Below are 15,385 nucleotides of genomic sequence, written 5' to 3'. Positions count from 1 at the left end.
CTTCTTGCCGGCTCGCAGCCTGCTCGAGCAAGTCGGCGACATGATGATCCTCACCGGACGCACGATCGTCTCCGCGGTCCGTCCGCCCTACCCGTACGGCAGCGAGTTCGTCCAGCAGTTCTTGTTCATGCTGAGGCTGTGCTGGCTGCCGTTGATGATCACCACCATCGCCTTCGGCTACGGCGCGCCGGGCTTGCAGGCCGGCAACTTCCTCGTGATCTTCGGCGCGATCGACCGCCTCGGCGGCTTCTTCGTGCTCGCGTCGGTGCGCGAGTTCGCGCCGATCGCCTCGGCGGTGATCCTGGCCGGTGTCGGCGGGACGGCGATCACCGCCGACCTTGGCGCGCGCAAGATCCGCGAGGAGCTCGACGCGCTGCAGGTGCTGGGCGTTGACCCGGTCAAGAACCTGGTGGTCCCGCGCTTTCTGGCGCTGATGATCGTTACGGGCCTGTTCGATGTCTACGCGCTGATCTTCGGAATCTTCGGTGGCGTTCTCGCCACGCTCACGTTCAATGCGCCGCTCGGTCCGTTCTTCGCGACGCTGCTCAACAACGCGACGACCACCGATCTTTGGGGGTCGGTCGTCAAAACCACGATCTTCGGCGCGATCATCGCGATCGTCTCCTGCTACAAGGGGATGACCGCCTCCGGTGGTGCCGAGGGCGTGGGCCGTGCCGTCAACCAAGCGGTGGTGATCGAGTTCCTCGGCATCTTCGCCTTCAACTACGTGTTCACGCAGACGCTGCTCGCCACGCATCCCGAGATCACCTCGGCGATCAAGTGACAGCGGTCGTGCAAGTCAGTAGCGCGGTGGCAACGCTGGCAGACAAGAGCAGGAGGGGCGTCTAGGCGATGGGTGCGGGTTGGATCGCAGCGCCGCGCGACTGGCTGCTCGCGCTCGGCGACATCACACGCTTCTGCGCCCGCGTCGTCGGCGACATCTTCTCGCTGCGCGTTTTGCGCTTCTTCGGCGAGGTGTTGCGGCAGGCAGGGATCCTGATCCTCGGATCGGCCACGGTCATCTGGGGACTCGCCTTCATCCTCGGCTTGCAGTGCGGGATCGAGGGTGCCTACTTCAACCGCTCGGTCGGCGCGCCCGCCTATGCGGGTGTGTTCTCGGCTTGGTGCGACCTGCGCGAGGTGATGCCGTACGCCTTCGGCTACATGATGTCGGCGAAGGTCGGCACGGGACTCGTCGCCGAGATCGGAGCGATGCGTATCTCGGAAGAGATCGACGCCCTCGAAGTGATGGGCATCGATTCGCTGCTTTTCCTCTGCGCGACGCGCCTGCTTGCCGCGTGGCTGGTGCTGCCCTTCCTGTACGTCGCGGCTGTCGGCGCAGGTTTCTTCGCCTCGTACCTCGCCGTGGTCAAGCAGATCGGCGAGGTTTCCTCGGGCGGATTCTTCTTGATCTTCTGGATGTTCCAGAACCCGCCCGACCTCTTGTTCAGCGTGATCAAGGGAATGGCGATGGCGACGGTGATCGTGCTCGTCGGTTGCTACTACGGCTATACGGCGTCGGGCGGGCCCGTAGGCGTCGGCACGGCGACGGCGAAGTCGATGCTCGTCAACACGGTGATGGTGCACCTAGTCGGCATGGTCGGCACACAGATCTTCTGGGGCGCGAACCCGCGCGCCCCGATCGGCGGTTAGCGCCTTGGTCGAGCAGGGAGGGGCGATGAGCGAGGGCTTCGGGGCAGGAACGAGACCGGATGAACCCCAGGGCAGGCCGCTGCAGGCACCGCCCGGCGGCGAGATTCCCGGTGCCGCCGGCGAGGAGGATCCCTACCGCTTCCACCGCGGCGAGAACCGCAAGCACAACGGGCGCGACGCGATCGAATTCATCGGTGTGCGCAAGGCGTTCGGCCGCAACGTCGTGCTCAACGGTCTCGACCTCGGCATTCCCGAGGGACAGATCTCGATGATTCTCGGCCCGTCCGGCACCGGCAAGTCGGTGTGCATCAAGCACATCGTTGGCCTGATGTATCCCGACGAGGGCGACGTGCGCGTGTTCGGGCAGTCGGTACCGAGCTTGCGCGACGAGGAGCTGTTCGAGCTGCGCAAGCGCTTCGGTGTGCTGTTCCAGGACGGCGCGCTGTTCGGCTCGATGAACCTCTACGACAACGTCGCCTTCCCCCTCCGCCAACACACCGACAAGTCGGAGGAGGAGATCCGCGAGATCGTCATGCGCCGCCTGCGTGAAGTCGGCCTCGCCGAGGCGGCCGAGAAGATGCCCAACGAGCTCTCGGGCGGGATGCGCAAGCGCGCCGGATTCGCGCGCGCTCTCGTCCTCGAGCCGGACATCGTGCTCTTCGACGAGCCCGACTCGGGGCTCGACCCGGTGCGAACGGCGCTCCTCTGCGAGCTGATCCGCGAGGTGCACGAAGAGAACGGCGGCACCTACGTCGTCATCACTCACGACATCATGTCCGCGCGGCGCCTCGCCGACTACATCGCGGTGCTGTGGCGGGGGCGGATCGTCGAATCCGGGCCGGCAGAGGAGCTGTTTCAGTCCGACAACCCGTTCGTGCGCCAGTTTTTGAGCGGCGATGCACAAGGGCCTTTGGGAATGGAGTGAAGTGGCGGCGGTGCTAGCGGTCGAACACGCAGGCAGCGATCATCGGCAGGGGGAGGGGGTGCGCGCGCCCGCGCCAAGCGAGCGCGGCGAGCGACCGACACGGCAACCCAGGGATCTCCTGTAGTAAGCCGGAGTTGACTGCCCCGCCCCCGCCAGCAAGCACCGTCCCCGCACCGCCGCCGGTCGTGCGCGGCGGCCGCTCGTTCGTGCGGACCGCGGCGCTGGCTGCGCTCGTGGCCGCCGTCGCCGCCATCGCCATCGTCGCGCTCGGGGGCGGGGGCGGCTATCGCGTCACAGCGACGTTCGAGAACGCCGGGCAGCTCGTGGTTGGCAATCAGGTGTGGGCGGGCGGGCGGCCCGTCGGCGAAATCACCGACATCGGCCTCACCGACGACGGCCGGGCGCGGGTCGAGATGCGGATCGACGACGACTCGATCCTGCCGCTGCGGCGTGGCACGCGCGCTCGCATCCGCGCCGCTTCGCTATCAGGAATCGCCAACCGCTACGTAGAGCTTACGCTCGGTCCCGGGACCGCTCCAACGCTGCCGGACGGGGCGGCGATCCCGCCCGACCGCACCCAAGCGCCGGTCGATCTCGATCAAGTGCTCAACGCGCTCGACGAACGCACGCGCCAAGGCCTGCGCGCGCTGATCCGCGGCTCTGGTGCGTGGTATGCAGGCCGAGCGCGCGAAGCCGACGCCGCGACCCGTTACTTCGCTCCCGCGTTGCAGGCCACCACGCGCCTGACCGCCGAGTTGGTTCGCGACTCCCAGACCTTCGAGCGCTTCCTGCGCGATGCTTCGCGTGCGGTCGGCGCGATCGCCGAGCGCCGCGACGAGCTCTCGCAGCTCGTCGCTAACGCCAACGCCACGGCAACGGCGATCGCCTCGCGCAACCGCGACCTCGACGCCGCCCTGGCCGAGCTTCCCGGGACACTGCGCCAGGCCAACAGCACGTTCGTCGATCTACGCTCGACGCTCGACGATCTCGACGTCCTGGTCGCAGCGTCGAAACCAGCGACGCGACGCCTCGCGCCGTTCTTCCAGGAGCTCTTGCCCCTCGTTGTCGACGCCCGCCCGGCGATCGCCGACCTCAGTGCTCTGGTCAGCTCGCCCGGGGCCGACAACGACTTGATCGACTTGGTCGCGCGCTCGCCGCGGCTCGCCGACCTCACCGACGTCGTCTTTCCGCGCACGATTCGGACCCTCAACCGTTCGCTCGAGGTCGTCGACTACGCGCGCCTCTACACGCCCGACCTTGCCGCCTGGTTCACAAAGTTCGGCGCTGTCGCCGCCAACTACGACGCCAACGGCCACTACGCGCGCGTGCAGCCGATCTTCAGCCGCTTCCGCTTGAACGGCAACCAGCTCGAGCTGCGTCCGCGCACCGACAACTTGCTCGACGCCTTCCAGCCCGGCCGTTATCGCCGCTGCCCGGGAGCCTCGGTGCAACGCCCGCCGGACGGTTCGGCACCGCTCAGTGCACCTGGTTGTGATCCCTCCGCCGTGCCGCCAGGACCATGAGCAAGCGCGCTCTAACCATCGGCGTTGCGATCGTCGTGGCTGTCGCCGTGCTAGCGGTGGCTGCCCGCTCGACAGGCAGCGAGCCGTACCGAGTGCGCGCGATCTTCGACAACGCCTCGGCGGTCGTCGTCGGCGAGGACGTCAAGGTCGCCGGTGTCGTCGTCGGCCGCATCGACAGTCTCGATGTCACCCCCGACAAGAAGGCGGCAATCGTGCTGCGGATCGACGACCGCCGGTTCACGCCCTTCCGTGCCGACGCGCACTGCACGATCCGTCCCCAGTCGCTTATTGGCGAGAAGTTCGTCGCTTGCGACCCCGGTTCGAGTCGCGCGCCGGAGCTCAGGCGCATCGAGCACGGCCCGGGCAAGGGGCAGTACTTGCTGCCGGTGCGCAACACGAGCACGCCCGTCGATGTCGATCTCGTCAACGACGTGATGCGGCTGCCTTTCCGGCAGCGGCTCGCGATCGTCGTCGACGAGCTCGGAACCGGGCTCGCTGGCCGCGGTCGCGAACTGAACGAAGTGATCCACCGCGCCAACCCCGCGCTGCGCGAGACCGACCGCGTGCTTGCGACCCTCGCGCGTCAGAACAGGATCCTCGCGCGGCTCGCCGAGGAGTCCGATCGCGTCCTGGCACCGTTGGCGCGCGAGCGCGAGCAGCTTGCCGACTTCATCGTGCAAGCGAACCGCGCTGGCCAGGCATCGGCCGAGCGCCGTGCCGACATCCGCCGTTCGATCGCCCGGCTGCCCGGTTTTCTGCGCGAGTTGCGGCCGCTCATGGCGGACCTCGAGGGCTTCGTCGACCAGGCCACGCCGGTGGCGCGCGACCTGAACCGCTCGGGAACGGAGATCTCGCGCGTCCTCGAGCTGCTCGGACCGTTCTCGCGCGCCTCGGTACCGGCCGTAACGAGCCTCGGGCGTGCGACCGAGCGCGGCCGGCCGGCGCTCGTCAGCTCGCTCGACATCGTCCGCCAGCTAGGCGATTTCGGCCGCGAGCTCGAGCCCTTGGCGCGCGACCTCGCAGCGGTTACTGCTTCGCTCGACCGCACAGGGGCGATCGACTACGTGCTGCAAACGCTCTTCTACGGCACCACGTCGACGAACGGGTTCGACGCCCTCGGCCACTACCTGCGGGCACGCCTGCTCGTCAACCAGTGCACCGACTACACCGCAACGCAGTTCAGCAGCTGCATCGCGACCTTCGGACCAAAGAGCGCGAGCGCTTCCGCGAGCGCGAGTGCTGCCGGCGAAGCACGCGCCGCGCGCGCCGGGTCGGGGTCTGGCACGGGCGCGCAGACGTCGAACGTGCCGGCGACCGGGACGGTGCTGGGTGGACTCTTAGGCGATCAGGCGCGCGCCGAGCGCGAGCGCGCGCTGCGGCGCCTGCGCGCCAACGCACGGCAGGGATCGCCTGCTCTGCGCGACGCGCAGCCGCTTCTCGACTACCTGCTGGGAGGTGACGGGCGGTGAGGCGACGCGGCGGCGCCACAGCCTTGGCGGGCAGTCCGGTGCTCGTCGGTGCCGTAACGGTGCTCGTAACGGTGATCGCCGTGTTCCTCGCCTACAACGCCAACCGCGGTTTGCCGTTCGTGCCGACCTACGACGTCAAGGTGCGGCTCCCGGACGCCGCCAACCTGGTCAGAGGCAACGACGTGCGCATCGGCGGGACGCGGGTCGGGGTGATCTCTGCGATACGCGCACGGCGCGACCGCGCGGGACGTCCGTTCGCTGAGCTGACTCTGAAGCTCGACAAGGTGGTCGAGCCGCTACCAGCCGACTCGACGGTCCTGGTGCGTCCGCGCTCGACGCTCGGCCTCAAGTTCCTCGAGATCCGACCGGGCAGCTCGCGCAGGCCGCTACGGGCGGGTGCGATTCTGTCGCTCGCAGCGGCACGGCCCAGGCCGGTCGAGCTCGACGAGCTGTTCAACATGTTCGACCGGCGCACACGAGCCGGTCAGCAGCGCGGCCTACAGGGTTTCGGCACCGGCTTCGCCGGGCGCGGTGCCGACCTCAACACCGCGATCGCCCGCTTCCCCGCCTTGCTCGACGACCTGCGGGCAGTGATGGCCAACCTGGCGGCGCCGGAGACGCGACTCGACCGCCTCTTCCCAGCGCTCGAGCGGGCAGCGGCCGAGGTGGCACCGGTCGCCGAGCAGCAGGCGGCGCTGTTCGTGAACCTCGACACCACCTTCACCGCGCTCGCCCGCGTCGCGCGCCCCTACTTGCAGGAGACGATCTCGCGCTCCGTTCCCTCGCTCGAGGCCGCGACGCGCGAGTTCCCCAAGCAGCGGCCGTTCCTGCGCGACTCGGCAGCGCTCTTCGCCGATTTGCGTCCCGGCATCGCGGCGCTGTCGCGATCGGCCGCGACGATCGCCGACGCGCTCGCCGCTGGCACGCGCACGCTGCCGCGCACGCCGCCGCTCAACGAACGCGCCGCCGACGTCTTCGACACACTCGCCGAGTTCGCGGCCGACCCCCTCGTCGAGCGGGGGCTCGGTCAGTTCACGCGGCTCGCGCGGGCATTGCGGCCAGCGATCGCCTTCCTGGCGCCCGTGCAGACGACGTGCAACTACGTGACGCTCTGGTTCCGCAACGTGTCCGACCACCTATCCGAGGGCAACCGGACCGGCACCTGGCAGCGGTTCATCGTCGTGTCGCCGCCGCTTGGGCCGAACTCGGAGGCAGGGCCGTCGTCCGGACCGGCGAACGGGGGCGGCGCACCGACGCTCTACCTGCACACGAACCTCTACCCGAACACCGCCTCGCCCGGGCAGCCGCGCGAGTGCGAGGCGGGTAACGAGCCGTGGCTGCCCGGCCGTACGGTCATCGGCAACGTGCCCGGCAACCAAGGCACGCGCACGGAGGGTCAGCGGTGAGGCGGCTGCGCGACGGGACATCGCCGCTACGCGCCGGCGTTCTGACGCTGGTCGTGATCGTCCTCTTCTCCTACTTCGGCTTCAGCCGCGCCAACCCGTTCCGGCAGCAGTTCGAGCTGCGGGCCGTCTTCGCCGACGCCAAGAACATCGGTGCGCGCTCGCCGGTGCGGATAGCGGGCGTCGAAGTCGGCAAGGTGGTGCGCGTCGAGCCTGCCGGGCGCGGCGCGAGCGCCAGCGTCGTGGTGATGAAGCTGGAGCGCAACGCGCTGCCGATCCACCGCGACGCGACGTTGAAGATCCGACCGCGCATCTTCCTCGAAGGCAACTTCTTCGTCGACCTCAACCCCGGCACTCCGGGCACGCCCACGCTGCGGGACGGCGCGACGATCCCGCTCGCGCAGACGGCTTCGACGGTGCAACTCGGTCAGGTGCTCGACTCGCTGCGAGCCGATACCCGCAAGCGCTTGCAAGAGCTCGTCCAGGGTTACGGTGGAGCTGTCGGCGGCAGCCCGACACCGGGCGAGGACGCCGATCAGGATCCCGAGGTGCAAGGTCTGACAGCGGGCGAGGCGTTGAACCGTTCGCTCGTCGACGCGCCCGAGGCGCTGCGCGGCACTGCCGTCGTCAACGACGCGCTACAGGGGCTCGAGGCGCGCGACCTCTCGCGCCTGGTGGCTGCGCAGCAACGCGTGTCGGCAGCGCTCGTCAGCCGCGAAGAGCAGCTCAAAGACCTGATCTCGAACTTCAACACCACGGTCGCCGCCTTCGCGGCCGAACAAGACAACGTCGCCCGCACCGTCCAGAACCTGCCCGGAGCGTTGCGCAGCGCCCGTCAGGCGCTCGCCAGCCTCGACCGTTCCTTCCCCGCGACGCGCGCGTTCGCGCGCGAGATCCTCCCGGGCGTGCGCGAAACGCCGGCGACGATCGACGCCGCGTTCCCGTGGATCCGCGAGGTGCGCGCGCTGCTCTCGACCGCCGAGCTGCGCGGTCTGGTGGCCGACCTGCGTCCCGCCACCCGCAACCTCGCGACACTCACCGGCGGCACGATCCGGCTGTTGCCGCAGGCTGATCTCGTCAACCGCTGCGCCCTCGATGTGCTCTTGCCGACGGGCGACGTCGTCATCCAGGACGGGCCGCTCACGACCGGCCTCAAGAACTACCAGGAGTTCTTCCAGTCGATGGTCGGGCTCGCGGGCGAATCGCAGAACTTCGACGGCAACGGTTTCTACACCCGCTTCCAGACCGGTGGCGGCAGTGTGCGCGTGCGTACCGAGACGCTCCCGGGTGGCGCGATGCTCGGCAACTTCCCGCTGCAGCCGCTCGGCACGCGACCGGTGCGCCCCGCCCAGCGCCCGCCCGTCAACACCACCTTCCCCTGCTACCGCAACCAGCGCCCGGATCTCAACTCGGCACGAACGGGGGCGGGACCGTGAGGCAGGCGATCCGCAAGAACCTGCGCGACTTCCTCGCGCTCGTCGGGTGCGTGATCCTCGCGCTCGCCGTCGGCGGCTACATCCTCTCCAACCAGCGCCTCTACCTGCCGGGCTGGGTGCCGCTGATCGGGACCGACTTCTACACGGTCGAGGCCGAGCTACCGACCGGCCAGGCAGTCGTGCCCGGGCAAGGGCAGACGGTGAACATCGCCGGCGTACCGGTCGGCGAGATCGGTGGGGTTCGCGTCGAGCGTGGGCGCGCGATCGTAGAGATGAAGATCCGTCGCAAGTACGCGCCGATCTGGCGCAACGCGACGATTCTGTTGCGACCGAAGACGGGACTCAAGGACATGTATCTGTCGCTCGATCCGGGCACGCCGTCGGCGGGGCGGTTGCCCGAGGGCGGGCGCGTGCCGATCCGCAACACTCTGCCCGACGTCAACCTCGACGAGATCCTCGACCAGCTCGACGCTGACGCCCGCGACTATCTGCGCATCCTCGTCAACGCCGGCGGCGAAGCGTTCGCGCGCCGCGGCGTCGAGAACTCCGCTGCTCAACTGCGCTCGGCGTTCAAACGTTTCGCCCCCACGAGCCGCGACACGCGCCGCATCGTCGAGCTGTTGGCGGAACGCCGGCGCAACCTCGCGCGTGTCATCCACAACTTCCAGCTGATCTCGAGCGCGCTCGCCGAGCGCGATCGCCAGCTCGCCGAGTTCGTGGAAAGCTCGAACGCCAACTTCGCTGCGTTCGCTTCGGAAGAGCAGAACCTGCGCGCCGCGCTGCGGCTGTTCCCTGCCGCTCTTGCGCAAACCGACCGTACGCTCGCTAAGGCGAGAACGCTCGCCGACAACCTCGGCCCGGCACTCGACAAACTGCGGCCGGGTGCGCGCGCGCTCGCCCCCGCCTTGCGCGCCCAGCGCGACCTGTTCCGCGAGACGACGCCGGTGGTGCGCACGCAGCTGCGGCCCTTTGCCCGCGACGTGCGTCCCACCGTGCGCGCGCTGCGCAGCGCGGCCGCAACGCTCGGTCCGTCCGCACCGCGACTCGCGAGTGCCTTCACCTTCCTCAACAAGCTCCTCAACGGCGTCGCCTACAACCCGCCCGGCAGCGAAGAGGGCTACCTGTTCTGGACCGCGTGGCTGAACCACAACGGGGCGACCCTGTTCGGCCTGCAGGACGCGCACGGGCCGTTGCGTCGCGGCATGATCCTGCTCAACTGTCAGGCGCGGACCGTGCTCGACTCAATCATCCGCGTCAACGTGCTGCTCGGAACGTTGTCCGAACTGCTCGACGCGCCCACGACCCAGGAAGCTTGCGCAGCGCAGTGAGGAGGAGCGGCGGGTGATCAAGCAAGCACCGAGCATCGGGCGGATCCTCGTGATGGTCGGCTTCGCCCTGTCGGTATTCGCGATGCTGCTCTTCCTGTGGGTGTCGTTCGGTGGTGGGCTGCCGCTGCGGCCTAAGGGCTACCGGGTGCACGTCGCCTTCCCCGAAGCCACCCAGCTCGCCGAGGAAGCCGAGGTGCGTATCTCGGGCGTGCGCGTCGGGCGAGTGAAAAGTAAGGAGCCCGATCCCCGCACGGGCCTGACCGACACGACCCTCGAGATCGAGCCGCGCTTCGCACCGATCCCGCGCGACGCGCGGGCCATCCTCCGCCAGAAGACGCTTCTGGGCGAGACCTACGTCGAGCTGACACCGGGGCACCGCTCGGCGGGGTTCGTTCCTGACGGCGGCCGTCTGCCGCGCGGCAATGTGGGGCAGACCGTCGAGCTCGACGAGATTCTGCGCACGCTCGATCCCGAGACGAGGCGCGCCTTCCAAACCTGGCTCGACCAGCAGGGCCGCGCGGTCGAGAACCGCGGTCCCGACATTAACGCTGCGCTTGCCAGCCTCGCGCCGTTCGCCGACAAGACCGACGAGGTGCTGGCGATCCTGCGCCGCGAGGAGGCTGCGACGCGACAGCTCGTGCGCGACACGGGCGAGGTCTTCGATGCGCTCAGCGAGCGCTCGGGGCAGCTGCGCGGCCTGATCGCGAACTCGAACAAGGTCTTCGAGACCACCGCGCGGCGCGACCGCCAGCTCGAGGAGGCGATCCGTGCCTTCCCGACGTTCCTCGACGAGTCGCGCGTCACCGTCGAGCGTCTCAGCCGCTTCGCCCGCGACACCGATCCGCTGGTGAACCAGCTGCGGCCAGCGGCGCGTGCGATGTCGCCCACCTTCGAACAGTTGGCAGCACTCTCACCCGACCTGAAGCGGCTGCTAGTGTCGCTCGATCCGCTGATCCGCGTGTCGCGCAGCGGCTTGCCGGCCGTGCAGCGTGTGCTCGACAACACGCGCCCGTTGCTGGCCGGGATCGACCCGTTCATGCGCAGCTTCATCCCGATCATCGACTACCTCGCGCTCTACCGACGCGAGATCGCAGCCTTCTTCGCCAACGACGTCGCTGCCACACAGGCCAAAGAGCTCTCCCAGATCCTCGGTCGGCCCGCGCACTACCTGCGTGTCACCAACCCGCTCAACCCCGAGAACCTCGGGGCCTTTCCGTTCCGGCTGCCCACCAGCCGCAGCAACCCCTATCCGCTGCCCGGCTCGCTGCTCGAACTGGCGAACGGCAGCTTCAGGGTGTTCGGTTCCTATCTCTGCCGACCCTCCAACCCGATGCCGACGCTCTCGCCCACCGTCCCGCAACCGCTTCTCGACCGCTTGCGTGAGATTGCCTACGCCGGGCAGGCCGACCCGGGCGACACCGTGCCCGCACCACCTTGTCGCGAGCAAACGCCGCTCGGGCAACTCGTCGGGCAGAGCGGTCGCTACCCGCGGCTCGAACGTCTCCCGTAGCGGCGACGCTCGCAGCTGGTGGCGAGCGGCGCGAGCGCCGGTGCGTGTGACCTAGGCTTGCGTCGGGGATGGCTCGAGCGCGCACGCTGGTGATCTCGTTGCTGACGGCGCTCGCGCGCTGGCGTGCCGCCCCGTTCGCTGTTGCGGTGGTGGCCGTCGCTGCGGCGGCGGTCGCCGCGTGGCGGCTCGAGCCGAGCGCCGACATCTCGGAGCTCGTCGCTCGCGGCTCGCCGATGTGGCAGGAGACACGGCTGGCCGCGCGCACCTTCGGCGACGACGCGATCGTCGTATCCGTTCGCGGGAGCTTGCAGCGCACGCTGCTGACATCGGACCTTGCGCGCGTGCTGCGGCTCGAGGGGTGTCTCGGCGGGCGCGTGCCCGAGCGCGCGTTGCGCGAGCTGCCGCGGGTGTGTAGCGAGATCGCACGCCTACGACCAGCCCGGATCGTCTACGGCCCCGCCACATTCCTCAACACCGCGGCGATCCGTATCTCCGACGAGCTCGGCCGGCGCAGCGAAGAGGCGCTGCGCGCTGCGCGACGCGCCGCTGCGGCCGCGCGCGAACGCGCGGCGCAAGACGGCCTCGGCCCGGCCGCCCAGGAGCAAGCGGCGCAGGACGCCGAGCGAGCCGAGCTCGCACGTTTCACCAACCAGGTGCTGCAGCTCTCGCTGCGCTACGGGCTGGCGGGCTCCCCGTCGCTGGCCGACCCCGATTTCGTCGCGGCGGTTGTCTTCGACCCGACACGACCCGCGGGCACACCGAAGGCGCGCTTCTCTTACCTGTTCCCGGCGCGCGATCTAGCGCTGATCCAGATGCGGTTGCGCCCCGACCTGAGCACACGCGACCGCAGCCGCGCCGTCGCCCTCGTGCGCCGGGCCGTGCGCGAACGTCTCTTCCAGCCGCGCTACGGGGCGCGCTACGCCGTCACCGGCGTACCGGCGATCGTCGACGATCTCGCCGGTTCGCTCACTGCTGCGCTCGCTCGCCTGCTGGCGGTCGCGGTGGTGGTGATGGCGTTCGTGCTCGTCTTGCTGCAGCGGGGTCGCCGCCGGCTCGTGCCCCTCGCCACCGCGCTCGCCGCGACGGCCGTCACTTTCGCCCTGCTCGCGCTCGTCGGTGGCGAGCTGACGCTAGCGGCGTTGGCGGTTCTGCCCGTGCTCGTCGGCCTGGCGGTCGACTACGCGGTGCAAGTCCGTGCCCGGCTGGTCGAGGAAGCGCAGGTAGAGCGTCTCGACGAGGCTGCCGCGCTTGTGACACAGCGCATTGCGCCGGCACTCGTCACCGCAGCGGCGGCGACCGTCGCCGGCTTTTTCGTGCTGCTGCTGTCGCCGCTGCCGGTGGTGCGCACCTTCGGCGCACTCTTGATCGTCGGCACGGTGGCGGCGCTCGCCGTCGCTTGCGCGGCCCTTCCCCGAGCGCTTGTCCCGCGTAGCGAGCCCGAGCGCGACCGTGCCGGCGGCGACACGCCCCCGACCCGCCGCTCGAGCGCGCGAACGCGACGGTCGGGGCTTGTTGCGCGCGCGCGCGATGTGCCCTGGCGGCTCTTCGACACGGCGCTCGCAAGGCCGCAGCGGGTCTTGCGCCTCGCCACTGCTGTCGCCGGCGTGGGACTCGTGCTCGGTCTTTTCGTACCCGTCTCTACGGACCTCGCGCGCCTTTTGCCACGCAACCTCGCGAGCGTCGAGGCGGCGCTCGCGGTTCAGCGGGCGAGCGGCTTGGCGGGGCAGCTCGACGTTCTCGTCCACGCCCCCGACGTAACCGACCCGCGGCTTCTGCGCTGGATGGCGCGGGTGCGCAGCGACGTGCTGCGCTCCGGCGGATGGCGCGAAGGCAGGCGGTGCGGCACCGAGCGCGGTAATTCGCCGCTTTGCCCCGGCCCTTCCTACTCGGAGCTCGTCGGAGCTACCGGCGCGCGCACGAGGGAGCAGGTAAGGGCGCTGCTCGCGCAAGTACCCGCGTACCTGCTCCAAGGCGTGGTCGACCGCAGGCGCGGTCTCGCGGTGATGTCGTTCGGCGTCGCCGCCGTACCTCTAGCCGAACAGCACGACCTCGTCGAGATGGTGCGAAGCAAGCTCGATCCGCCCGCCGGGATCCGTGCGGAGGTGACCGGCACGCTCGCTCTGTCGGCCGACGCCGCCGGGCGTCTCGCATCGCCGGTGGGCCGGCTCTGGTCGCTGCTCGCGGCGCTCGCAGCAGCAGCGCTCGTACTTGCTGTCACCACGCGGAGAAGCGTGGGCACGCGCTTCGATCACCTTTTGCCGCTCTTGCCCGTCGCGCTCGCTGCGGGATGGTCGGGCGCTGTCGCGTTTGTGTTCCACGTACTGCCGGCTCCGCTCGGCGTTGAGCTCAACCCCCTGTCGGCGATGCTCGCCGTTCTGACCGTCGCGATAACGACGGAGTTCGCAGTGCTCCTCTGGCGGCGCTACCGCGAGGAGCGCGCCGGTGGCTCGACCGTCGAGCGAGCGCTCACCGTCGCCTACGCATCGACCGGGCGCGCCGTATGGGTGTCGGCGGCGACGACGCTCGCCGGCTTTCTTGTGCTCGCTACCTCGGACATCGCGATGCTGCGCTCGTTCGGGATTCTCACCGCGCTCGACCTCGCGCTCGCTTTCGTCGGCGTGGTGCTGGTGTTGCCTGCCGCGATCGTGGCGGCCGAGGCGCGCGCGGAGCGGCAGCGCACGGTCACTGCAGGTGCCCCTGCCGCGCAACCTGCCGGTCAGGTACGAGGATCTGCGTGATCGCGACGCAAGCAGTCAACGCAGATGATCGCGACAGGCGGCGCCGGCGTGCCGGCGAGCTGCTCGCCGAACGCGACCGCACCCATCCCGAGAGCGACGCCCCGCGGCGCCCGCAGTTCGAGTACCCGCGCTCGCGCTGGTCGTGGCTCGTCGCGATCCTTTTTTTGGTCGCCCTCGGCGTGATCTTCTTCACGGCGACGCTGCCGAATCGTGGTCGCGGCGTGCTGGGTCCCGAGCCGGCGGGGCCGGCGCCCCCGTTCGCCGCCCCCGAGGTGCGGGGGCCGCTGAGCGGCGATGCCAACATCTGTGCACGCCGGCCTTGCGCCACAGGCGCCGGGCGCGTGCCGGCGTGTGCGGTGAGGGGGAGGGGGATCGTCAACTCCTGCGAGCTGTGGCGGGATCGCGCCGTTGTGCTGGCGTTCGTGTTCGACCGCGGCGCCGACTGTCTGTCGTTCGTCGACCGCGTCCAGCGAGCTGCGGCGCACGTGCGCGGGGTGCGCTTCGCAGCGGTCTATTTCACGCGCAAACGCCGTGCCGAGGCGCGCGCCGTCGCTGCCGCACGTAGGTGGCGGCTTCCCGTCGCGCTCGACAGCGACGGTGCGGTCACCAACGCCTACCGCGTCGGCGTGTGTCCGACGACAGTGCTGATCGAGCGCGGCGGGCGGGTGCGGCGGTCGCTTTTCGGTGCGGCCTCCGAGGACACGCTCGTCCGTGCGGCAGAGTCTCTAGTCGGACGGCGATGATCGGTAGGGCGCGCTGGGCGGTCGTCGCCGACGACGTGGCCGAGGCGCTCCCCGGTCTGCAAGTCCGCCACGTAACGGTGCCGGTAGCCGACCATCGCACGCCGGCTGACGTGCGCGCGCGTCTCGACTACCTCGCCGAGCGCATCGACGGGGCGCGCGCAATCGAGCTGCGACGGCAAGAGATCCCGTTCGCGTACCGAGTGTTTTTCCGCAAGATCGGGCTCGACCCCGACGTCCACAGCACGCCGATCGAGCGGCTCGTGCTCGACCGGCTCGTCGCCGGGGGCTTCGCGCCGCGCGGCCTCGTGGCCGACGCGGTCACGATCGCCACCGCCGAAACCGGCGTCGCGGTCGTTGCGTTCGACGGCGCCGCGGTCGACGACGAGCTGTTCGTGCGCAGCGCGCGCGGCGGCGAGCGGCTCATGACTGCGGACGCGTCGCTCAAGCTTGCCGCCGGAACGCCGTTGATCGCGAGCGGCGAGAGGCTGCTCGCGGTTCTTTTCGGGGCGGTCGACGAGCGCGTTGAGGTGTCCGAGCGCAGCACTACCGTCGAGCTTGCCGCGATCCGGGTTCCCGGGGTACCGCTGCTCGCCGTCGACGAGGCGCTTTGGATCGCCGCGGAAACGATCACGGGACCGGGGCAGGTTTAACCGGTGT

At 69.8% G+C, this 15,385-nt stretch carries 12 protein-coding genes; all 12 read left to right on the top strand.

Annotated features, from left to right (window positions below; genetic code table 11):
* Positions 1-40: 40 nt before the first annotated feature.
* The 12 genes from JDY09_RS08210 to JDY09_RS08155 all read left to right on the top strand — a co-directional run bounded on the left by JDY09_RS08210 (position 41) and on the right by JDY09_RS08155 (position 15,378).
* Entirely contained in the window at positions 41-784 is a 744-nt protein-coding gene (locus tag JDY09_RS08210; RefSeq protein WP_428837480.1) for an MlaE family ABC transporter permease, read from the top strand.
* 68 nt (positions 785-852) lie between these two features.
* A complete protein-coding gene (locus JDY09_RS08205; RefSeq protein WP_274716449.1) occupies positions 853-1,653 on the top strand; it encodes an ABC transporter permease in 801 nt (266 codons plus the stop codon).
* A 25-nt stretch (positions 1,654-1,678) separates the two neighbouring features.
* Positions 1,679-2,578 (top strand): ABC transporter ATP-binding protein, encoded by a 900-nt coding sequence (locus JDY09_RS08200; protein ID WP_274716448.1) that lies wholly within the window; start codon positions 1,679-1,681, stop codon positions 2,576-2,578.
* A gap of 134 nt (positions 2,579-2,712) precedes the next feature.
* On the top strand, positions 2,713-4,101 hold the full coding sequence (locus JDY09_RS08195; protein ID WP_274716447.1) for an MlaD family protein: 1,389 nt from the start codon (positions 2,713-2,715) through the stop codon (positions 4,099-4,101).
* A complete protein-coding gene (locus tag JDY09_RS08190) occupies positions 4,098-5,570 on the top strand; it encodes an MlaD family protein (RefSeq protein ID WP_274716446.1) in 1,473 nt (490 codons plus the stop codon). The genes JDY09_RS08195 and JDY09_RS08190 overlap by 4 nt, the downstream gene beginning before the upstream one ends.
* Entirely contained in the window at positions 5,567-6,976 is a 1,410-nt protein-coding gene (locus tag JDY09_RS08185; protein ID WP_274716445.1) for an MlaD family protein, read from the top strand. Before JDY09_RS08190 ends, JDY09_RS08185 begins: the two co-directional genes overlap by 4 nt.
* Entirely contained in the window at positions 6,973-8,409 is a 1,437-nt protein-coding gene (locus JDY09_RS08180) for an MlaD family protein (protein ID WP_274716444.1), read from the top strand. Before JDY09_RS08185 ends, JDY09_RS08180 begins: the two co-directional genes overlap by 4 nt.
* Positions 8,406-9,737, top strand: coding sequence for an MlaD family protein (locus tag JDY09_RS08175; RefSeq protein ID WP_274716443.1), 1,332 nt, complete (start codon positions 8,406-8,408; stop codon positions 9,735-9,737). Before JDY09_RS08180 ends, JDY09_RS08175 begins: the two co-directional genes overlap by 4 nt.
* A 13-nt stretch (positions 9,738-9,750) precedes the next feature.
* Complete coding sequence (locus JDY09_RS08170) at positions 9,751-11,247, top strand: MlaD family protein (RefSeq protein WP_274716442.1); 1,497 nt, start codon at positions 9,751-9,753, stop codon at positions 11,245-11,247.
* 68 nt (positions 11,248-11,315) lie between these two features.
* The gene (locus JDY09_RS08165; RefSeq protein WP_274716441.1) at positions 11,316-13,985 is read left to right on the top strand and encodes an MMPL family transporter; all 2,670 of its coding nucleotides are present in this window, start codon (positions 11,316-11,318) and stop codon (positions 13,983-13,985) included.
* Complete coding sequence (locus JDY09_RS08160) at positions 13,982-14,728, top strand: TlpA family protein disulfide reductase (RefSeq protein WP_274716440.1); 747 nt, start codon at positions 13,982-13,984, stop codon at positions 14,726-14,728. The genes JDY09_RS08165 and JDY09_RS08160 overlap by 4 nt, the downstream gene beginning before the upstream one ends.
* Positions 14,725-15,378 (top strand): phenylalanine--tRNA ligase beta subunit-related protein, encoded by a 654-nt coding sequence (locus JDY09_RS08155; RefSeq protein WP_274716439.1) that lies wholly within the window; start codon positions 14,725-14,727, stop codon positions 15,376-15,378. Before JDY09_RS08160 ends, JDY09_RS08155 begins: the two co-directional genes overlap by 4 nt.
* The last annotated feature ends 7 nt before the right edge of the window (positions 15,379-15,385 follow it).

It is taken from the genome of Thermoleophilum album (assembly GCF_028867705.1).
In the GTDB taxonomy this organism is placed as follows: Bacteria; Actinomycetota; Thermoleophilia; order Solirubrobacterales; family Thermoleophilaceae; genus Thermoleophilum.
Note: the sequence above shows the minus strand (reverse complement) of the source record. Positions and strands in the feature narration are given on the sequence as shown.